Here is a 21,883-nt window from a genome sequence, read left to right as displayed (position 1 = left end):
CGAATTGGACGAATGGAGAGAGGTGGGAAGGAAGGCGCTTCCGATCCTGCTGCCTGTCCCTATTCGTGCAATTCGTGCGATTCGTGGTTGCCAATTCTATCCCTGCCCACCCCCAGCAGAAGCGTGGGCCAGTTTCCGTTTGGCGCGCTATACTGGTGAAGGAGTTCCGTTTTTTCATTTTGCCCGCAGGCCCGCCGGAAATTTGATTGTGGCACAGCGTTCGACCAGCTCACGCGACTCGAAATCGCCAGCCGCCAAGGCGCACTCGACCTTTCACGCAGCGGCTCTTCGCAGCGGATTGGTAACGGCCGAACAGTGGACCGAAGCGGTCGAAGAAACTCGGCACGGCTCGGACGAAGCGATCGGCCGCTGGCTGGTGCGGAGCGGGACCCTGACTCCTTACCAGTGCGCCCAGCTCCGCGGCGGCCGGACGAAACTGAACCTCGGTCCCTACCTGATCACCGACTGGATCGGGCAAGGAGGCATGGGGCAGGTCTTCAAAGCGGTGCACAACGTGATGGGGCGGCAGTGCGCGGTGAAGGTGCTGCCGCTGGAGAAAGCCACCGAGGAGGCCCGCGAAAGTTTCCTGCGAGAGATTCGTCTGCAGGCGGGACTCGATTGCCAGTATTTGGTTCGGGCGTTCGACGCCGGGCGAGACGGCAACGTCCATTTCCTGGTCACCGAGTACGTGCCGGGAACCGACCTTCGGCGGTTGGTGCGAAGCCGGGGCATGCTGCCGGTCGAGGAAGCGGCGGCGATCGTCATGCAAGCCGCTTTGGGGCTCGCCTACGCGCATGAGCAAGGGCTGATCCACCGCGACGTGAAGCCGGGCAACATTTTGGTTCGCCCCGATGGCGTGGCCAAGGTGTCCGACGTCGGACTGGCCGCTTGGGCGACGGCCCTCGGCGACGATCCGCGGGCTGGCAAGATCGTGGGCACGGCCGACTTCCTCTCTCCCGAACAGATCCGCAGCCCCCGCGAAGTGGGCCCCGCTTCGGACATCTATTCGCTCGGCTGCACCCTCTACTACACGATCTGCGGCAAAGTTCCCTACCCGGGCGGCGACGTGGCGTCGAAATGCCGCCGCCACTGCGAGGACACGCCCTGGCACCCGCGCAAATTCGCTCCCGAGACGAGCGAGGAGTTCGTCGAGCTGATCGCCGACATGATGGACAAGGATCCGGCCCGGCGGATCGGCTCGGCGGCCGAAGTGGCGGAGCGATTGGAACCTTGGGCAGCATCGCTCTCTGAGCCGATCGCCCGGCCGCTGACTCCGCGCGCCTGGACTGCACCGCCACCGCCTGCCGAAGATGCCGGCCCCCCATTGCCGCAAGGCTCTTCGGCCGCCCTCGACGGCGATTCGTCGCACGACACGGAGCGCTCGCAGTCGAGCGACCAGGGAACGATCGTCGACGGTCCGGCCCACGCGATGCCGATGTGGGATGCGGCGCCGACGGAGACTTTTTATCCGCCCAACTGGAGCAGCGCGCCGGGACTCAGCGGGCGGAGCGTGTGGACGCGGGTCGCCGTCAGTCTGTCGGTCGCGATTCCGCTGGCTTTGCTGGCCGGAGCCGTGCTTGGGTTTTTCATCCGCGACTTCATCGAGTGAGTTGTCGCCGCTCCCAGTACCGCTCGACCATCACGGCGAGGATCGCCATCCCGAGCGAAGCCCCGCCGTAAAAGAGCGCCACGTAGAGTGCACCGGCTCCCAGGTCTTCCGCTTTTTCGGCCGAAGCACCAGCCATCGCTCCGGCAAACAGCGTGCTGCTGAGCAGGATCGCCAGGTTCCCGTTTCGCAGCGCCACCTCGATCGCCAAGGTGTATGAATCGCGGGCCGAGTAGCGGAAGGCGAGCGTCAGAAGCCGCGCGGCGACGAACTGCACAAACACGAACCCGACCAAAATCACCGGCACCGTCCAACCATAGCTCCAGACGTCGATCCGTCCGCTGCCGAGCGAGCCGACGACGATCACCGCCAAGACCGCCAAACTCGAGCGAACCGTCCACCGGGCGAAGCGGAGCGAGCTTCGCGGCGAGCGGCGGCGGACCCACATCCCGCCCAGCAGCGGCAAGAGCAGAAAAAGAGCGACGTCGCGAACGATCCGCCCGGTGGGCATCTGAAAGCCCGCCGGGATCGCCGCCTCGACGATCACGCCCAACAGCAGCGGCGTGAAGACCAAACACGTCAGCGTCGAAGCCACCGTGGCGGTAATCGACAGCGGAAGGTTGCCGTTACCGAGATGGGCAAAGATGTTCGACATCGCGCCGCTCGGCATCACGGCGAGCAGAATCACGCCGAGCACGACACCTTCGGGCAACGGCAGCCACGCTCCGGCGGCAACGGCCGCCAGCGGCCCGAGCAGGAACTGGGCGACCAGTACCAAGCCGATCGCACGGTAATGGCGAGCGATCTGGCGGAAATCGTCCAGCTCGAGCGTCGCTCCCATGCCGAGCATCGCCAGCACGAGCTGCAGCGCCGCGAGGATCCCTTCGATGCGGAGAAACGCCTCGAACAAGGAGCCCGCGCTCATGCCTGCTGCGGGTGCGAAGCCTCGGCCGCCGCGGCGCCGTGGCCGATCCGCCGCAGAACCTCCCGCTCGTCGAGCTCCTCGACTTCCCGCAGCATCGCTTCGAACCGCGAACCGATTCGACCCGAGGGGCCCTGCGGGACCGCCGCCTGGAACCCCTCGTCGATTTGGCCGGCTAGATAGCGAGCCAGATGGCGGGGCGTTGGGTAATTCCAGACGATGATCGGATTGAGCGTCAGGTCGTACCGCTCCTCGATCTGCGTCGCGAGCTCCACGGCGGTCAGCGAGTCGAGCCCGAAATCGGCGAGCGGCCGGTCCGGCGCGACCTCATCGCCGCTGACCGTTCCGTGCCTTCCGAGCCACGAGAGCAGCCACTGCTCGATCTCCTCGGCCAGGTGGCTGAGTTTGATTTCGAGCGCTCCCTCGGAGGCGTTCGCCCCGGCCGGGAAGACCGCCAGATCCGGCTTCGGCTCGGGAATCGATTCGGCCGCGGGCCGCGGTGCCGCTTTCCACTCGGCAAGCACTTTGAGCTGGCCTTCGAGGTACAGCTGACGACAGAGGATCCGCTGCATTTTGCCGCTCGTCGTCCGCGGCAGACTGAACGGGCGGACGAGCAGCACGGCGGCGGGACTGACGTCGTAGGTTTGGATCAGCGCATTGCGAAGCCGCCGAATCACTTCGTCGTAATTGCTCTCCTTCTGGTTGCGATCGAGCTCCTGGGCGAGCACCAACTGTTCCGCCCCATCGATCTCCACCGAGAAGGCCGCGGCGGACGAGCTCGGGAGGGCCGGATCGGCGGCCGTGGCGGTCGCTTCGAGATCCTGGGGATAGAGATTGCGGCCGCGGATGACCAACATCTCCTTGAGCCGCCCCGTCACGTACAGCTGGCCGTCCTCGAAAAACCCCATGTCTCCAGTGCGGAGGTAGAGCCCCGCCTCGCCGCTGGCCAGCGGAGCGCGGAATGCTTTTTGAGAAAGCTCCGGTCGATTCCAGTAGCCGAGCGCGACGCTCTCGCTGCGGTACCAGATCTCGCCAACTTCATCGGCCGCCGCGGGCATCCGAGTGGCCGGATCGACGATCAACAACTCCCCGCTCAGCATCGGTCCGCCGCAGCCGACCAACCGGGCGACGCCCCGCGCCGCACCCGTTTGCGGTTCCCCGCCCCCAGCCGCTTCGCCGCGTGCCTCCCCGCCGCCAGTTTCTTCGGCCGCCGGCGCGCGGACGCGATGATTCTGCAGCGCCTCGCTGTCGACGGTTTTGATCGTCGGAGCGCGCCGCCCGATGTTGCCGCTGACCAGCAGCGTCGCTTCAGCCATGCCGTAGCAGGGATAAAACGAGTCGCGGCGGAAACCGTACGGCTCAAAGGCTTCGCAGAAGCGGTCGATCGTCGCGGCCCGGATCGGTTCGGCTCCGCAGAAAGCAATGTCCCAGCAGGAGAGATCGAGCTCCGCGGGGGGCGACTTGCGAAGCTGCTGGACGCACAGCTCGTAGGCGAAGTTCGGGGCCCCGGAGATCAAGCCTCGATACTGCGAGATCGCTTCGAGCCATTTGAGCGGCCGCTTGAGGAAGCTCGCCGGCGACATCACCACTGTCGTGCCGCCGAGGTACAGCGGAGTCAGAATGCCGCCGATCAATCCCATGTCGTGATGCGGCGGCAGCCAGAAAACGCCGAGCATCTTGGGGTCGGAGTCGAAGTTAAAGTGGCGTCCAAACCCGTGGCGGATCATCTCCAAATTGTGCAGCAAGTTGCCGTGCGAGATCGCCACTCCCTTGGGATCGCTCGTCGAGCCCGAGGTGTACTGCAGGAACGCCAGTGATGAGGGTTCGAGCGCCGGGAGCCCCTGCACGGCTTCGCTGGTGGGTAGAGCGTCCGAAGGGCTTTGGGCCGAGGCGGCCGGTTCGTCGACATGGATCCACTGGACTTCGGCCAATCGCGGGCAGACGACGGCAATCTCGATCCGCTCGAGCATCTCGCGCTTGCAGAGCACGGCTCGGGGATCGCAATCCTCAGCGACCGCCGAGAGCCGGTCGTTCGGGCGGCGCGGTTTGGGCTCGGTCGCCGGAACGGCCAACACACCGGCGTACAAGCAGCCGAGAAACGCGGTGACAAATTCCTTGCCAGGAGGGAAGATTAAGATGGCACGGTCGCCCGGCTGACACACCTCCCGCAGCTCGGCGGCCAGCGCGATCGCTTGCCGTTTCAGCTCGCCATAGGTGGTGACGCGTTCCCCCTGCTCGTCGTCCAAAAAAATCAGCGCCGGGTGTCCCGCATGCAGCTGATCCCAATAATCGATAATGTCGCCGATCGAACGGGCATCGGCGGGGCGGGGCGGGGAGAACTCAGTGGACGCCATCGACTTCAATACAACCGGTTGAAACGCGTATAGTGTTTTGGATCCGATCTTAGCCCCCGCTACTGGGGCCGGCAATCCGCGCCGCGTGGAACGTTCTGCCTGATCCGATTATACTTCCCAACTGCTAAATCTTGACGACGCATCGCGGTTCGCCCCAGGCAAATAGCTCCCCAACCGAGGATTTTGGCTCCACGTGATCGATTTGGCCCAACGCCTCGCGCGACTTTCACCGCACCGACTGCAACTGCTCCAGCGTCAACTCGAGGAAACCGCTCCGGTCGCCGAACCGGTGGCGATTATTGGTCTCGGCTGCCGTTTTCCGGGGGCGGCGGACCTCGCATCGTACTGGGAGTTGATCTCCGCCGGGCGGCGGGCGATCGGCGAGCTTCCCGCCGAGCGATGGGACGCGGAGCAGGTCGCTGCGGCCGCCGGAAGCTCCGAGCAGGCGGCCCGGTGCGGTCGTTTCGGCGGTTTTCTCGACGCGATCGACCAGTTCGACGCCCATTTCTTTGGGATCTCGCCTCGCGAAGCGGCCAAGATGGACCCCCAGCAGCGGTTGCTTTTGGAGGTCACCTGGCAAGCCTTGGAGCACGCCGGGCTGGCACCCGAGCGATTGGCCGGCTCGACCACCGGCGTGTTCGTCGGCATCGGTGCGGCCGATTACGCCAAAGTTCCCTTCCACTTCGACGACTACTACGGCCAGATCGACGTCCATTCGGGAACCGGCAACGCGCTGAGCATCGCGGCCAACCGGATGAGCTACTTTTTCGACTGGCATGGGCCGAGCATGAGCGTCGATACCGCCTGCTCGTCGGCCTTGGTGGCGCTTCACCTGGCGGTCAAAAATCTGCAGAACGGCGAAGCCAACTTGGCGGTCGCTGGCGGCGTCAATTTGATGCTATCGCCGGAAGCGACGTTGGCGTTTTCCAAGGCGGGGATGCTTTCTCCCGACGGCCACTGCCGCCCCTTCGACTCGCGAGCCAATGGGTACGTTCGTGGCGAGGGAGCCGGAGTGGTGGTGCTCAAGCGATTGAGCGATGCGGTTGCCGATGGCGACCGAATTTTGGCGACGATCCGCGGAACGGCAGTCAATCAGGACGGACGGACTTCGGGAATCTCCGCGCCGAACAGCCAGTCGCAGGTCGCGGTGATCCAAGCCGCGCTCCGGCAAGCGGGGCTCGATCCCGACGCGGTCTCGTACGTCGAAGCTCACGGCACCGGGACGCCGCTCGGTGACCCGATCGAGCTCGAGGCGCTGCGGCAAGTTTACGAAGGACCGAGCAGCAGCCAACCGTGCTACCTTTCCTCGGTCAAAGCCAACATCGGCCACCTCGAAACGGCTGCGGGCATCGCCAGCGTGATCAAAGTTGTGCTGATGATGCAGGCTGGCGAACTCGCTCCGCAGGCCGACTTCGCCGAGCTGAACCCGCACATCACGCTCGGAAAGGGGCGGTTGCGGATCGCGCAAGAGCGGATGCCTTGGCACTCGGCCGGCGGACCGCGGCGAGCTGGCATCAGCAGCTTCGGCTTCGGTGGGACCAACGCCCACATGGTGCTCGAACAGGCCACGCTGCCCGAGCCCGCTCCGCTCCCCGCGACGCCGCCCGTCAAGTTGCTCGCCGTCTCGGCCAAAACGCCTTCGGCCCTCCAGCGAATCGCCGAGCAGTACGCCGACTATCTCGAGCAGCACCCCAACGCCGACCTCGACGCCTTCTGCTTTTCAGCCAACAGCGGCCGCAACCATTTCCACTACGGAGTGACGGTCGCCGCCGCCGATCCTCCGCGGATGCTCCACAAGCTGCGGGAATTGGCCGAGTCGAGAGTAGATGAAGCGGACGAGGCTCGGCACCGCCGCGGATTTCGCGCACCGAAAGTTGCGTTCGTGTTCACCGGCCAGGGTGGGCAGTACCTGGGAATGGGGCGGGAGCTGTTCGCGACCCAGCCCTTCTTTCGCCACACGCTCGAGCGCTGCGACGCGCTGCTTCGCGAACCGCTGGGGGCATCGATCCTGGAGATCATGCACGCGGGCGAGGACGACGAGCGGATCCATCAAACGCTCTACACCCAGCCCGCGCTGTTCGCCATCGAATACTCGCTGGCTCAGCTTTGGCGGTCATGGGGAATCGAGCCGTCGGCCCTGCTCGGTCACAGCGTCGGCGAGTTTGTGGCCGCGACGCTGGCCGATGTCTACACGCTCGAAGATGGGCTGCGGTTGATCGCCGAGCGGGCTCGCCTGATGCAGGACTGCTCGGGTGATGGCGCGATGGCGGCGGTGGCCGCGTCGGGTGAGACGGTCGAGCGGATGTTGGCCGAAGCGAGAATCGCCGGAGCCGGCCCCACGCGGACCAATGGCCAAATCAACGGCGCCGCCACGGCCCCTCGGCAGCTCGAGAACGGGCGGAGCAAGAGTGGCCCGGGCGAAGCCGAGTCGATCGAGATCGCCGCCTTCAATGGGCCGGCAAACACCGTCGTCTCCGGCGACCGCGGGGCTGTCGAACGATTCGTCGAGCGATGCAACGCGGAGGGGCTCAAGGCGAAATTCCTGCCCGTCTCCCACGCCTTCCATTCGCACTTGATGGACGCGGTGCTCGACGACTTCGAGCGTTTTGCCGCAGCGATCCCCGCCCGTTCGCCGCGAGTGCCAGTGGTCTCGAACCTCACCGGCGACTGGCTGCAACAACCGCCCGACGGTCGCTACTGGCGGGAGCACCTCCGCCGCAGCGTGCGGTTCGAGCAAGGAATGCGAACGCTCCTCGAAACCGAACCGGACTTCGTGCTCGAGGCGGGACCTTCGCCGACGCTGCTGGCGATGGGCCGCCAATTCATCGACCGCCCCACGACCGGCTGGCTGCCGTCGCTGCGAGCCGGCCAGGGAGATTGGCAGGTACTCACCGGCAGCCTCGCCGAGCTCTACAGCCGCGGTGCCAACATCCGCTGGTCGCAGATCTATGGCAGTCCGGCTCCCGCCAAGCTGGTGCTCCCCGGATATCGCTTCGAACGCAAGCGGCATTGGTACGACGAAGCGGGCCAGTGCCGCGGGCTCGGTGGACTCGGCCCCAATTCCACCGCGCGCGGCGACTCGCGGTCCCGCTCCGGGCTGCATCCGCTGCTCGGCGCGGAAGTCGCCACAACCTTCAAGACCCGGCTGTTTGAAACCCTTCTTGAGGAGCACGCCCCGGGGTACCTGAGCGAGCACCGCGTCCAAGGCTCCGCCGTCACTCCCGCGGCGGCCTATCTCGAGCAAGCTCTCGCCGCTGCCGATGCCCTCTTCGGCGCCGGCACGCACACGGTCAGCGACGTCTCGATCCAGCAAGCCATGTTCTTGCCGACCGACGCCTCGCGGCACGTCCAGTTCACCACGTCGGAGGAGCCCACCGAAAGCTGCTCGTTCCGCATTCACAGCCGACCGGCCGAGTCGAACGACCGCGACGCGTGGACGATGCACGCCTACGGGAAACTGGCCCGCGGATCGTCCGGCGCCTCTCCCGCGAGCGCCGCCGCGACCGCCACTCAGAGCTTGCACACGACGGGGTTCGCGGGAACCAACGGTCACGCCTCGAGCACGCGGTACCCGATGGTGATCAGCGGCGAGCAGTTCTACGAGCGGATGCGGCAGTGCGGACTCGATTATGGCCCCCGGTTCCGCGTGATTGACGAGCTCCGCCGCGGCGACGATGGCGCGGTCGCCGAACTGCAAATGACCGAAAGCGTCCGCCAGGAGAGCTCGCAGCATCGGATCCACCCGGCGATCCTCGACGGCTGCCTGCAGGCGATGGCCGGCCTCGTTCCGCTGGCCGCCGATGGCACTCCCTCGAATCGCCTCTACCTGCCGACCGCGATCGGCCGCTTCCGCTTGCTCGGTGATCCGCTGCGGGCGGCCCGTATCGAGGTGCGGCGCAGTGACTCGGCTGACAATTCTCCGCTCGAGACGCTCCACGGCGACGTGACGTTGCTCGACGCCGACGGTCACGTGCTGGCCGAACTCGAGCAGGTCCGCGTCCAGTCGCTCGGCGCGACCGCCCCGCGAACCCGAGACGCGGCCGAGTGGCTCTACCAGCTCGATTGGCAGGAAGCCCCCCTCGAGTCGCCCGAGTCGACGCTCGCCGAGCCCCAGCCGGGCGCGGGCCAGCGGTGCGCGGGCCAACGCTGGATCGTGACGGCTCCCTCTCGCTCGAGCGTAGCGACGGAATTGGCCGCTGCGATTCGCCACCAGGGTGGCCGCTGCGTGCTGCTCCGCTCGGCGGACCGGTTTGCGCAGCTCGATGACGATACGTTCGAAATCGATCCGCTCTCGAGCGACGACTACGCACGAGCGTTCGAAACCGCAGCGGCCTCGGAAGCCTCGTCGGCGTCGTGGTCGGGGATCGTGCACCTGGCGAGCCTCGGCGATTTCCACGGCGATTCTCGCGGCGGCTCCCACGGCGACGACTTGGAGCAGGCTTCGCGGCGGGTGCTGGGGGGAGCGATGCAGCTCCTTCGGCAAACCGTCCGCGGCCCGTTCCGCTCACCGCCACCGATTTGGCTCTGCACCCAAGGTTTCCAGGCGATCTCGCCAAAACAGGTTGCAGAACAAGTCACCAATCAGGCCGCAGAGGAGACTCTCGCGACCGAGGTGGATCCGCTGCAAGCGGCCGTGTGGGGCATGGGCCGCACCGCCGCGCTCGAGTCGGTGGGGGGCGGCGTTCGGTTGATCGACCTCGATCCACAGGCCAGCGACGCCGAGGGGGCCGCGGGGCTGCTCGGCGAACTCGTTGCCGCAGCGACCAGGCAAGTTTCGGCGAAGGAGCAGGGAGAGCAAGAGGACCAGGTGGCGTTCCGGGCGACGGAAACTCAGGACGCGATCCGCTATGCCGCCCGCTTGGTGAAAGCCCGCTTCGGTGACGCCGCCAGCGGCGAAGATGCCGAGGGTGGGAAGCGACGTGAACTGCGACTGCCCGCCGCGCCGTTCCGGCTTCGCTCGCGGGAAGCGGGCAGCTTCGATGCCTTGGCCTACGCGTCGTTCGAACTTCCCAAGCTCGCTCCCGATCAAGTCGCGATTGAGGTCCACAGTGCCGGTTTGAATTTCAGCGACGTACTCAAAGCGATGGGGCTCTACCCGGGATTGACCGATCAGGAACCGCCGCTTGGGATCGAGTGCTCCGGGGTGGTCACGGCCGTCGGCTCGGAGGTCACTCGCTTTCGCGTGGGCGACGAAGTCATGGGTGTCGCGCCGTCGAGTTTTGCCAGCCATGCGGTGACCGCCGAGTACGCGCTCGCCCGCAAACCCGCATCGCTTTCGCACGACGAGGCGAGCACGATTCCGATCACGTTCCTGACGGCCCATTACGCACTTCGCTGGTTGGGCCGGCTCGGGCGAGGCGAACGCGTCTTGATCCACGCCGCGGCCGGCGGAGTGGGCCAAGCGGCGATTCAGATTGCCGAGCACGTCGGTGCCGAAGTGTTCGCGACCGCCGGCAGCGATGAGAAGCGGGAGTTCCTCGCCTCGCTCGGCGTGTCCCACGTCTTCAATTCCCGCACTCTCGAATTCGCCGATCAAATTCTCCACGCGACCGATCGCTACGGCGTCGACGTCGTCCTCAATTCGCTCCCGGGCGATGTGATTCCCAAGAGCCTCTCGATTCTGGCGGCCTACGGGCGTTTTCTGGAAATCGGTAAGACCGACATTTATCAGGACCGGATGATTGGGCTGGCGCCGTTCCAAGACAATCTTTCTTATTCGGCGATCGATCTCGACCGAATGCTGCGCCAGCGACCCGACGACATCCGCCGGCTGTTCAGCGAAGTGATGGAGTTGTTCGAGCAGGGGGTTTATCGTCCGCTGCCGCACAAGACGTTTGCGGCCCCCGAGACCGCGACCGCTTTCCGCTACATGGCCCAGCGGAAGAACATTGGCAAAGTAGTCGTCTCGCTCTCGCCGCAGGACCGCCCCGCCGCGGCGGTTTGCGAGCGGAAGCCGACGATCCATGCCGAAGCGAGCTATCTGATCACCGGCGGTCTCGGAGCCCTCGGGTTGCGGTTGGCCCAGTGGTTGGCCGAGCAGGGAGCGCGCCACCTGCTGCTCCTCTCCCGCCGCTCGCCGAGCGACGACCAGCAGCGACGGTTGGCCGAGTTGCCGCCGGGAACGCGGGTGGCGTGCCTGCAGGCGGACGTGGCGGACCGCAAATCGCTCGAAGGCGCACTGGCTCAGATTCCAGCCGACTTCCCACCGCTCGGCGGGATCCTCCACGCCGCCGGTGCGCTCGCCGACGGATTGCTGTACGACATGTCGCTCGAGCAACTCGAGCGGGCGTTGCGGCCGAAGGTGCAGGGAGCCTGGAACCTGCACGCGCTCTCGCAGACTCAGCCGCTCGACTTCTTTGTGCTGTTCTCTTCGATCGCCGCGGTGCTGGGTTCACCGGGGCAAGCGAATTACGCTGCGGGGAACGCGTTCCTGGACGGGCTGGCTGCCCTGCGGCGGTCGCGCGGCTTGCCCGCGACCGCGATCAACTGGGGTCCGTGGGCCGAAGGGGGCATGGCCGTGACCGCCGACCCCGATAGCCAATTGAGCGATCGCGGGATGCGGCTGCTCGACCCGGAGGCGTGCCTCTCGATTCTCGACCGACTGCTCAAGGAATCCGAGTCGGCTCCGGTTCAGCTGGCCGTGATGGACGTCGATTGGTCGGCTCTGGCGCGTCAGTTCCCGCGCCGCCGCCCACCGCTCTTCGAAGCCTTTGCCTCGCAGTGGGAAGACCCAGCCGCGGCGGGCGACCCGGGGAAGGTCGATCGCGAATTCCTCGGCCGGTTCGCTGCGACCGCGGCGGAGGAGCAGCAACCGCTGTTGCAGAATTATTTGACTGCCGAGCTGGCCCGGATCATGGGAATGGACCCCGCGGATCTCGATCCCGAACAGCTGCTGAATGTGGTCGGAGTCGACTCGCTGATGGCGATGGAGCTGAAGACGAACCTCGAAGCCCAGCTCGACATCGAGCTGCCGATGGCGGCGCTGATGGAGCGTCCGAGCATTGCCTCGATCACCGGCACGATGCTCGCCTCGCTGACCGGCGAAGGGCTCGGAGAGGCGTTGGACGACGACGCACCCGGATCGACGGCCTCGGTTTCCACTTCGAAGGGGGGCTCTTCGCTCGTGCCGCTGCAGACGCAAGCGGCACTTCCGGCCCTGTACTGCCTGCACCCGGTCGGCGGCGACCTCCGCTGCTACCGCGATCTGGCCCAGCACCTTGGTCGCAGCCGCTGTGTGACAACGATCCGTCCTCGCGGAGCCGACGCCGGGACGGTGCCGCACGAGAGTGTCGAGGAGATGGCCGAGGAGTACGCCGAGCTGATCCGCTCCGCGCAGCCCCAGGGGCCCTACCTCTTGAGCGGTTGGTCGACCGGCGGGATCTTCGCCTACGAGATCGCTCGTCAGCTGAAGGCCGCGGGGCACGCGGTCGAATTGTTGTTCATCGACACGCCGACGTCGGAGATCCTGCAGGGGGTCGACCTCAGCGACGATGCCCGCTTCCTGCACGATTTGGTCAACTTCTCGAACTGGTTCTCCGGGGCCAAGATGCGGATCGAGTATGCGGAGCTCAAGGCGATGCAACCCGATCAAGCCACGGACCGGATTTTGCGGGAGATGAAACAGCAGCGAGTGCTTCCGGAGGGGACGACGCGGAGCGATCTGCAGCGACGGATCGAACTCTGCCGAGCCCACCTCCGCGCGGCGCTGGCGTACCAAGTGCAGCCGCTCGGACAGCGGATTCGAATGTACCGCCCCAAGCAATCAGCCGTCTTGAGCCTGGCCACCGGCCGGCATTTGGGCGATGATCTCGGCTGGGGTCCGATCCTCGGCGAAGATTTGGAAATCGAGCGGGTCGGTGGAGACCACTTCAGCATGCTGACCGGTCGGCACGGGCAACAGCTCGCCGAGACGATTGGCCGTCACCTCGACTCGACCGTTCCGGCCGATGTGCATACGCTCGACAGCTCGCGCTCGGTTCTCCTCTAGCGTCAGCGACTGAACGACCGCCTCATGCTTAAAACCACCAGCACCGCCCTCGGTTTGCGAGCCTACGTCGGTCTCCGCCAACGCGAAGTCCGTCGCTTCTTAGCGAGCGCAAAGCGGGCGGCGGAACTGCAGCGCGAGGTGCTGTTCTCCAAGCTTCGCCGCGAGATGGACAGCGATTTTGGTCGCGACCACCGGTTTGACCAAATCCGAACGATCGCCGATTTCCGCCGCCACGTTCCGCTGACCGACTACGAGTACTTTCGGCCGTACGTGGAACGCGTGAAGCAGGGAGACGTCCGGGCCATGTTCGGTCCGGACACCAAAGTCCTGATGTTCGCAATGACTTCGGGCACGACCAGCGAGTCGAAGTACATCCCGATCACCAACCACTTTTTCCAAGAGTATCGCCGGGGCTGGAACGTGTGGGGCATGCGGACCTACCACCAACACCCGGAACTGCTGCGGACCAAGACGCTGCAGTTCAGCAGCGATTGGCAGCAGACGCGAACCGAGGGCGGTTTCTACTGTGGCAACATCAGCGGGCTAGCCGCGGAAACCCGCCCGGCCGTTTCGGATCTCATCTTTTGCTTGCCGACCGCGCTCAACAAGATTCCCGACGCCGAATCGAAGCAGTACACGGCGCTGCGTCTGGCGATGCCGGTGGAAAACGTCGGCATCCTCATCACCGCCAACCCGCTCACCCTGATCGGCCTGGCGCGGCTCGGAGACGAGCGACGCGATACGTTGATTCGCGACATCCATGACGGGACTCTCGACCGCAACGTCCAGCTCCCCGAGGAAGTCCGCAAACGGCTCCAGCGACAATTTGATCGGGCCCATCCCAAACGGGCTCGAGCGCTCGAAAAGATCGTCGAGCAAACCGGCCACCTCTGGCCGCGCGATTACTGGAAGCAACTCGCGGTGCTGGCTGTTTGGACCGGTGGATCGGTCGCCGCTTACCTCCCTCAAGTACAAGATTATTTTGGCGACGTCACGTTTCGCGACCACGGGCTCTCGGCCAGCGAGGGCCGGATGACGATCCCGCTCGAAGCGAACTCACCGGCCGGGGTTCTCGACGTCGGCAGTCAGTACTTTGAGTTCATTCCAGAGGCAGAACATGAATCGGCGAACCCCACGATCCTCGAGGCTCACGAACTGGAGCGCGACCAGAACTATTACCTCGTGATGTCCACGTCGAGCGCTCTGTGGCGTCACGATATTCACGACGTCGTCCGCTGCGTCGGCTTTGAAGGTCAGGCACCCATTCTGGAGTTTCTCAATAAGGGTGCCCACTACTCGAGCATGACCGGCGAGAAGCTCAGCGAGCACCAGGTCGTGACCGCGGTTCGCGACTCGCTCAAAGAACTCGGTCAACGCATCGAACACTTCACCCTCGCCCCCGTCTTTGGCGATCCGCCCCACTACGAGTTGTTGATCGAATCGACGATGGACACCGCATCCGAACAAAGGCTCGCCGCCGCGGTCGATCGGCGTCTGGCGGAAGTCAACTGCGAGTATGAAAACCGAGTCGCGACGCGGAGACTCGATCCCGTGGTCGTCCGCCGACTACCAGCGGGAACTTGGCGAGCCTTTCACCGGCGAGCACTCACGCGTCGCGGAGCCAGTGTCGAACAGTTCAAGCATCCCTGTTTGACCAATGATCAGGATTTCATCACCCAGCTACCCGCCCCCGCCTCGACGGCCTAGGGTGTGATCCCGTTGACTGTTGGTTTACTGTGCGGAATCAGCCGCCACGCGCTAGCGTCCGGTTCCCACGGGCTTTTCGGCAACCGGGGGCTAGCGCCCGGCGGCTGATAAAAATTCAAAGGACTCGCTGCTAACGCCGCTCGCTTGCCGCTCGGCACCAGGCTTCGAGATCGCTGAGATACTTCGACGGGTCGGGTTCAAATTCCAGCGTGTGGCTCGCCTCGGGGTACTCGAGGATCGTTTGCTGGCCCGTGGAAAACTTTTCGACGAAGGCGCGGACTTCCTCGTTCTTGATGATCGGGTCCTTGCCAGCCAGCATCAGCAGTGTCGGCACGCGGATCAACTCGGGATCGCGAACCGTGTCGAGGTACAACTCGCCCGACGCTCGGGCCAGTCGCAGCGTCACTTTGCGAAGCGTCTCGGGATCGTCGCGGATGAAGGCCTGCCAGGAGGGCGAGTCGGTGAACAACCGGGGATCGCGGAGGGGAACCGGAAACCGCCAGCTGGCCATCCCCCACCGCGCGGCGGTGCGTACGGCGTAATACTGAATCGCGCTGGTCCCTTTTCGGGCGAAGAGACCGGGACAGATCAGCCCCAGCCCTGCGATCCGCTCGGGATGCCGCCGCGCCACGGCGGTCGCCAATAATCCACCCCAGCTGATCCCCACCAACAGCACCGGAACGTTGTCCCCGAGCGCTTCGATGTACTGCTCGACATCGGCGATCCAGGTGGGATAACGGTCCACATCCCCTCGGGCCTGTCCATTCGATCCCGAGCCACGGCGATCGAGGGCATGGACGGCGAAACCGGCCTGGGCCAGATGCTCGCCGGTTTTCAGATACCATCCGCTGTGGCTGATAATTCCGTGCAGCACCACCACGTTTGCCCGCGGCGCATCGCTCTCCCAGCGGCGGCATGCGAATGCGTAGCCGTCCGTGGCGGTGAAGGATTCGATCCGCGGGGCAGGGGAGTGCACTTACAAAACCTCCACCACGGATTGTGGCTCGGCCAAGTCGCGGAGCGCTTTTGCATCGACCGATACGCCCAGTCCCGGACGAGTCAGCGCCGCAGCGCGGCCTCCGTAGCCAAACGTGATGTCTTCGTGCGTCAGTAATCGCGTCAGGAGGTGGCGATCGTAGGAGCCTTCCAGGAACCTCACATCGCGGACGGTCGTGGCCCAATGACGGCCGGCGGCCGAAAGGATCGGCGATTCGCCCGGGTGGCAGCCGAGCTGGTAGCCCAAGCCCGACTGATGAGCATAGGCGGCTAAGCGGAGCGAGTGGAGATACCCTCCGCATTTCGACAAGCGGATATTGAACAAGTCGCAGGTCTGGGTTCGCACCGCCTGCTCGGCGTCCTGCATTCCGGTCAGCGATTCATCGAGCATGATCGGCGTGGCGACTTGCTTGCGGATCTCGGCGAGTGCGTCGACCTCTTCATGCCGCACGGGCTGCTCGACGCTGGCGATTCCGTAGCGGGCGAGCGACTCGATTTGCTTTGCCGCCACGTCGGCCGACCAGCCTTCGTTGGCGTCGATCCGAATCACCATTCGCCCGCCGAGCCAACGGCGAAGACGTCGGAGCCGCGCCGCCTCGTCGCCCCCGACCGCGACCTTCACCTTGCAGTCGCGAAAGCCGTAGAGCCGCATTTTTACCGCGCTCGTCGCTTCGCGGCGCGGCGAAGCGGCGGTGACGGCCCCCGAGTACCGAACCGTGGAAAGGGTGGTGGCGATATTTGCTGCCGATGCCAGGTGGGCGGTCACGCGGCTCACGGGCTCGCCGAACCGTTGGCCAAACGCGTCCAGCACGCTGAGCTCGACGGCGCATCGCAGGGCGTTTCCATAACAGCCGCGAGGATCCTCGCGAACCGCCGCGGGCGCGAAGCGATCGCACATCGCGATCACGTCCGGCCAGGATTCGCAGTCGTCGCTCCACTGGGCGGCTAGATCGGTTGCCCGCAGCTGTTCAACAACCCCTACAGGCGTTTCGCCCGTCACGTAGGACCGCGGCACGCCCTCGCCCCAGCCGCGTGTTCCGTCGGCCAAGTCGCAAGCGATCAGCACGTTGACGCTGTCGCTGCGGGCTGCCGAGGCGTGCTTGATCTCGTGGCGAAGGGGAAGCCGGAGGAGGTAGATCGAGAACCGCACGATTCGCATGGATGGCCCTTGTACTTTCGACGAGCCAAGGTAGTTGCCACAATTCGCACTGTCCACCACCTCGATTGTGCCGCTAGCCTGGCTACGCCATGCGTCGAAAATTCCTCGCCTATCTCTCGTTCGCCACTCTGCTCGCAATGGCCGCCTCGTTGCCGCTGGTGCTGCACGGCGCCCAAAGTGCGATCGCGAGCATGTTCAACGCACCGGTGCGGTGGATTCCACCGGAGTCCGACTCGCTGCGGGCTTTCCGAGAGTACATCGAGCAGTTCGACGTGCACGAGCTGATCCTGATCAGTTGGCCCGGCTGTACGATCGACGACGAGCGACTGAAGGCACTGGCCGAGGAAGTCGAGCGGGTTCGGCAGCAGCGTTGGGCCGCGGGGGAACCCGAGCTGTTTGCGGGAACTCCCAACGGATACGAGACGCTTCGCGAGTTGACCGAGGTCGGCATCCCCCGCCGGGCGGCGGTCAGCCGTCTGGAGAACGTGCTGATCGGTCCCGACGGAGAGACCACCTGCGCGGCGTTCGAGTTGACGCCGCTCGGAGCCGAGCAGCGAGAGCAGGCCCTGCAGATCATCCTCAAGGCGGCCGACGCCACGGTGAATTTGCCCCGTGCCAAGTATCGCTTGGCGGGGCCGCCGATCGACGGAATGGCCATCGACCTGTTCAGCGTCCAGTCGATCCAGACCTTCGCGGTCCCCTCGGCGGTGCTCTCGTTCCTGCTGTGCTGGCTGTGCCTCCGCTCGCTCTGGTTCACGCTGCCGGTCGTCGCCGTCGCCGCCCTCGGGCAAGGCGTCGCCCTGGCCGCGCTCTACTATTCCGGTGCAACGATGAACGCGGTGCTGATCGTATTGCCGCCGCTGGTCTTCGTGCTGACGATCTCGGCGGGCATCCACCTCGTCAATTACTACTACGAAGCGCTCCGCGAGGGCAGAAAGCGGACGGCGACGGCGCACGCGCTGGCCAAAGGCTGGCGGCCCGGGATGCTCGCGGCGGTGACGACGGCCTTCGGCTTGGGCTCGCTGCTGGTCAGCGACGTCGAGCCGGTGCGGCAATTCGGCGTCCTCGGCGCGTTTGTCGTTCTGCTGACCATGGTCCTGCTGTTCTTGCTGTTGCCCGGGGCGATGCAGTGGTGGCCCGGGGCTCAACGCTTCCTCCGCAAGCGTCGCTTTACGCTGCGGCGATTGGAGAAAGTCGGGGGCAAGAGCGTATGGGTGCTGCTGACCGCGGTGATGCGCCGCTGGAATGGTCTGCTGACGGTGGTCGCCTTGCTCGCCCTGATCGGGTTCGGCTGGGGGCTAACGCGGGTGACGACGACGCTGGATGTCGTCTCACTGCTCTCGCCCGAGACCCGCGCGGTCGAAGACCACCACTGGTTCCAGGAGCACGTCACGCCGCTGGTCCCGGTCGAAGTCATCGTGCGGTTCGACGGCGACAATCCGCTCGACCTGGTCGAGCGAGCCGCCTTCGTCACTCGCGTGCATGCCGAGGCGCGGCAAGTCGAGTTGGTCGAAGGGGCGATCTCGGCGATCACATTCATGCCGCCGCTGCCCCGCGGAAGCGGCTTTCGAGCGACCACGCAACGAGCCGTCTACGAAAGCCGGCTCCGCGATCGGCTCGGCGATCTCGCCGCGGCGGGCTACATCCGTAGCGACGGCGAAGCGCAGCTGTGGCGGGTCAGCGGACGGGTTACCGGCCGCGGCGATATCGACTACCGCCAATTCTTGGACCGACTCCGCGAGCGGATCGATCCGCTCCTGGAAGAGCCGGAAGCCGAGTCGATCGAAATTACCTACACCGGTGTCACTTCAGCCGTCTACGAAGTGCAGCGGGCCTTGCTGGCCGACTTGTTCAACAGCTTCCTGACCGCGATCCTGCTGGTCAGCTGCGTGATGGTCTTCATCCTCCGCAGCCTCTGGGCGGCGCTCGTGGCGATGATCCCCAACATCTTTCCGCCGCTGATCTTGTTTGGCTCGATGGGCTGGATGGGTTGGTCGGTCGATATCGGATCGCTGATGACCGCCAGCGTGGCGCTGGGGATCGCCGTCGACGGGACGTTCCACTTCCTGGCGACTTACAAGCGGGAGCTGCTGCACGGGCATGGAGCGATCTACGCGATCCACGAGACCTACCGACACTGCGGTCGAGCCCTGCTGCAGACCGCGCTGATCTGTGCCGCCGGAATGCTGACGTTCACCTCCAGCAACTTCCTCCCGGCGCGGAGCTTCGCATGGATGCTCGTGCTGCTGTTGATGATCGCGACGGTCGGCGACCTGATCGTGCTCCCGGCACTGCTCGCCAGTCCGCTCGGCCGCTGGTTCTTGCCCCCGCCAAACGCCCACGACCCGCTCGTCTCGGACGACCCGCCCACGGAGGAAGAGGCCGCCGCGGAAGAAACTGCGGCGGTCGAGTGAAATCCGCCGCCGGACGGGTTGAATGCAAATAGTCGCCTTTCGCTCCGCGAAAGTTGCGTTTTTACCGCTACTTCATCGGAGCGAAAGGTGACTACGCGAGCGCTACTTTCGCGGAGCGAAAGGCGACTATGCGTCTCAGGAGGCGAGGGCCTGGAGGACACGGTCGCCCATCGCGGTGGTGGAGATCGAGGCTCCGCCGCGGGCGATGTCGGCCGTTCGCGCCCCGTCGGCCAAGACTTTCCGAACCGCTGCTTCGATCGCTGCCGCTTCGTCGTGCAACTGCAGCGAGTGCTTGAGCATCATTGCCGAGGCGAGGATCGTCGCCAGCGGGTTGGCGATCCCGCGACCAGCGATGTCGGGAGCCGAGCCGTGGATCGGCTCGAACAGCCCCGGTCCGCTCGCACCGACCGAAGCGCTCGGCAGCATCCCCAGCGAACCGGGAAGCATCGAAGCCTCGTCGGTCAGGATGTCGCCAAACAGATTGCTGGTCACGATCACGTCGAAGTCGCGGGGACGGCTGATCAAGTGCATCGCCATCGCATCGACCAGGACCACCGAGTAGTCGAGGTCGGGGAACTCTTCGCGGACGACGCGGTCGGCGACGCGCCGCCACAGCCGACTCGGCTCCAAGACGTTCGCTTTGTCGACGCTGCACAATTTCCCGCGACGTCCGCGAGCCGCTTCGGCCGCCAAGCGGACCACCCGCTCGATTTCCGGAACGGTGTAGAGCATCGTCGCGTAGGCCGACTCGTGCCCGTCGACTTCGCCCTTGCCGGACGGGCCAAAATAGATCCCGCCGGTCAATTCGCGGACGAACAGGATGTCGGTCCCTTCGACGATCTCGCGGCGAAGCGGCGAGGCGTCGACCAATTCCGGGTAGGTCTGGATGGGACGCAAGTTGGCGAACAGGCCGAGCTCCTTGCGGATTTTCAGCAGCCCCGCTTCGGGCCGCGTTTTGGCGTTCGGATCGTCCCACTTCGGTCCCCCGACGGCCCCGAGCAGCACGGCGGCCGAAGCCCGGCAGGCGTCGATCGTTGGTTGCGGCAGCGGGTCGCCCGTCTCGTCGATCGCGATCCCGCCGATCAAGTGCCGCTCGAGCTCGAATTGATGGCCGAACTTCTCAGCGACAGCGACCAATACCCGCTCGGCTTGGTCGATGATCTCGGGACCGATCCCATCACCGGGCAACAGCACTAGATTCGCTCGCACGTTCGTCTCCGTCCACGTTGACTTTGAAATAGGGATTGGGGTCCGTCGGTAAACACTCATTTCATCATCACCCTCCCCCCGGGAGGGTGTCATTTCCTGTTTTCGGCCCGAGGCTAGCGCCTTCAGCTCAATAAGCCAGGCGTCGCGGGGCTCGAGGCTAGCGCCTTCGGCTCAATCGGGCCGGGGCCCGAGGCTAGCGCCTTCGGCTCAATCGGGCTGAGGGCGAAAGCGTAGCACGATCGTTTCCGAGGGTCATCGACCGGTCGGCGGAGATTTTCAAGCAGGCCCGATCGGTTTGGGCCGCGGGATCTCGACCGGCTGTCCCATTTGGACCGAGGCCTCGGCCGCCAAGCACATCGCCGCCGACCAGCGACCGTCGACCCCCGTGCAGGCCAGCGGTCGGCGCTGGCGGACGGCCTCGGCGACCATCTCCACCTGGTCTTCCAGTTCGAATAGTTCGCCGGTCGGTTTGTCGATTGGAATCGTCTCCACCTCGCCGCCGTTGAACGCGCGGAGCGAGTAGCTCGCCTGCCGGGTGCGGTCCTGGGCTCCGCTCCAATTGGCCCACAAAGCGCCGTCGGTCCCGCTCAGCTTCACGGTCTGATGGTGCTCGAACGCGCTCAGCGTTTGCGAGACGACCGCGTAGGCGCCACCGGGAAAATGGACGATTGCGCTGAAGTTATCCTGCAGCTCGGGGTGTTCGCTCTGCCGCGAATTGGCCGCCGCGTAGACCCGCTCGGGCTCCCCGGCGCTGCCCAAATACCAGCGGGCGAGATCAAAGAAGTGGATCGGCTCCTCCAAGATCCAGTTGCCCACCCGCGCGATGTCGTACCGCCAACCATCGGCTCCGGGCCGATACGGTTTCCGCGACAGCTCGACCAACACGTACTGCGGCGTGCCGACGTACCCCGCATCGACCATTTCTTTGACTTTCCCCCACAGCGACGACAGCCGCAGCTCGTGCCCCACGGCCAACAGCCGCTGGTGCTGGTGGGCGAGGCGGATCAGATCGTCGCACTCCTCGAGCGAGATTGCCATCGGCTTTTCGAGCAGCAGATGTTTGCCCGCCGAGAGGACCGCCGCGCTGACTTCGTGGTGCAGATGGCTCGGCAGCACGACGTCCACCACGTCCACATCGGGCCGTTGAACGAGCTGGCGATAATCAGAAACGACTTCGGCATCCGGATAGGCTCGGCGAGCGGCGTTGCAACTCTCAGCCGAGCGCGCGGCGATGGCGACCAACTCGCCGCCCCGCGATTTAGCGATCGCGTCGGCGTGGCAGCGTCCCCAGGCCCCAAAACCGACCAAGCCGAAACGGACAGGGGCCCCAACGCGGGCCGAGGAATCGCTCATCGCTCTCTTTCTCCATTGGTTCTCGTAGCGCTCGACCGGATGATTTCTCTGAGTTCGTCGGACGTGCTACCCATCAGCCGCAACGCGCTAGCGTCCGGTTCTCGAAAACGCAGCAGTAACCGGACGCTAGCGCGTTGCGGCTGATGAATAATCCGGCTTAACGGCCGGCGGCTGGC

The 21,883-nt window shown here is 65.4% G+C and carries 10 protein-coding genes; 4 read left to right on the top strand and 6 right to left on the bottom strand.

The annotated features are described in order from the left end of the window. Positions 1–208: 208 nt before the first annotated feature. Complete coding sequence (locus GNK13_RS06965) at positions 209–1,609, top strand: serine/threonine-protein kinase (protein ID WP_164101788.1); 1,401 nt, start codon at positions 209–211, stop codon at positions 1,607–1,609. On the opposite strand, the gene GNK13_RS06960 is transcribed toward GNK13_RS06965, so the two are convergent. After that, positions 1,599–2,531, bottom strand: coding sequence for a bile acid:sodium symporter family protein (locus GNK13_RS06960; RefSeq protein ID WP_164101787.1), 933 nt, complete (start codon positions 2,529–2,531; stop codon positions 1,599–1,601). The genes GNK13_RS06965 and GNK13_RS06960 overlap by 11 nt on opposite strands. Continuing rightward, positions 2,528–4,882, bottom strand: a complete 2,355-nt coding sequence (locus GNK13_RS06955; protein WP_164101786.1) for an AMP-binding protein — start codon at positions 4,880–4,882, stop codon at positions 2,528–2,530. The genes GNK13_RS06960 and GNK13_RS06955 overlap by 4 nt, the downstream gene beginning before the upstream one ends. A 193-nt stretch (positions 4,883–5,075) precedes the next feature. On the opposite strand from GNK13_RS06955, the gene GNK13_RS06950 reads away from it, so the two are divergent. Further along, on the top strand, positions 5,076–12,869 hold the full coding sequence (locus GNK13_RS06950) for a type I polyketide synthase (protein ID WP_164101785.1): 7,794 nt from the start codon (positions 5,076–5,078) through the stop codon (positions 12,867–12,869). A 24-nt stretch (positions 12,870–12,893) separates the two neighbouring features. Beyond that, positions 12,894–14,576: a GH3 auxin-responsive promoter family protein gene (locus GNK13_RS06945; protein WP_164101784.1), complete on the top strand. Its 1,683-nt coding sequence runs from the start codon at positions 12,894–12,896 to the stop codon at positions 14,574–14,576. Between the two features lie 130 nt (positions 14,577–14,706). Here the strand turns inward: GNK13_RS06945 and GNK13_RS06940 are convergent, their stop codons facing one another. Both GNK13_RS06940 and GNK13_RS06935 read right to left on the bottom strand, forming a co-directional pair. Beyond that, complete coding sequence (locus GNK13_RS06940) at positions 14,707–15,552, bottom strand: alpha/beta fold hydrolase (RefSeq protein ID WP_164101783.1); 846 nt, start codon at positions 15,550–15,552, stop codon at positions 14,707–14,709. Further along, positions 15,553–16,731: an enolase C-terminal domain-like protein gene (locus GNK13_RS06935; RefSeq protein WP_164101782.1), complete on the bottom strand. Its 1,179-nt coding sequence runs from the start codon at positions 16,729–16,731 to the stop codon at positions 15,553–15,555. An 89-nt stretch (positions 16,732–16,820) separates the two neighbouring features. Between GNK13_RS06935 and GNK13_RS06930 the strand changes: the two genes are divergently transcribed. Next, positions 16,821–19,145, top strand: coding sequence for an efflux RND transporter permease subunit (locus tag GNK13_RS06930; RefSeq protein WP_164101781.1), 2,325 nt, complete (start codon positions 16,821–16,823; stop codon positions 19,143–19,145). A gap of 135 nt (positions 19,146–19,280) precedes the next feature. Here GNK13_RS06930 and leuB read toward each other — a convergent pair whose 3' ends face one another. Together leuB and GNK13_RS06920 are read right to left on the bottom strand one after the other, a co-directional pair. Further along, positions 19,281–20,354: a 3-isopropylmalate dehydrogenase gene (gene leuB / locus GNK13_RS06925; RefSeq protein ID WP_164101780.1), complete on the bottom strand. Its 1,074-nt coding sequence runs from the start codon at positions 20,352–20,354 to the stop codon at positions 19,281–19,283. 276 nt (positions 20,355–20,630) lie between these two features. Continuing rightward, positions 20,631–21,707 (bottom strand): Gfo/Idh/MocA family protein, encoded by a 1,077-nt coding sequence (locus GNK13_RS06920; protein WP_164101779.1) that lies wholly within the window; start codon positions 21,705–21,707, stop codon positions 20,631–20,633. Positions 21,708–21,883 lie beyond the last annotated feature (176 nt).

Source organism: Candidatus Laterigemmans baculatus, assembly GCF_010367455.1.
In the GTDB taxonomy this organism is placed as follows: Bacteria; Planctomycetota; Planctomycetia; order Pirellulales; family Pirellulaceae; genus Laterigemmans; species Laterigemmans baculatus.
This window is presented reverse-complemented; position numbering and strand designations above follow the sequence as displayed.

Excerpts from the sequence above, each read along its gene's own strand:
- GNK13_RS06960 (WP_164101787.1), bottom strand. The coding sequence starts at position 2,531 with ATGAGCGCGGGCTCCTTGTTCGAGGCGTTTCTCCGCATCGAAGGGATC.
- GNK13_RS06955 (WP_164101786.1), bottom strand. The coding sequence starts at position 4,882 with ATGGCGTCCACTGAGTTCTCCCCGCCCCGCCCCGCCGATGCCCGTTCG.
- GNK13_RS06945 (WP_164101784.1), top strand. The coding sequence starts at position 12,894 with ATGCTTAAAACCACCAGCACCGCCCTCGGTTTGCGAGCCTACGTCGGT.
- GNK13_RS06935 (WP_164101782.1), bottom strand. The coding sequence starts at position 16,731 with ATGCGAATCGTGCGGTTCTCGATCTACCTCCTCCGGCTTCCCCTTCGC.
- GNK13_RS06930 (WP_164101781.1), top strand. The coding sequence starts at position 16,821 with ATGCGTCGAAAATTCCTCGCCTATCTCTCGTTCGCCACTCTGCTCGCA.
- GNK13_RS06920 (WP_164101779.1), bottom strand. The coding sequence starts at position 21,707 with ATGAGCGATTCCTCGGCCCGCGTTGGGGCCCCTGTCCGTTTCGGCTTG.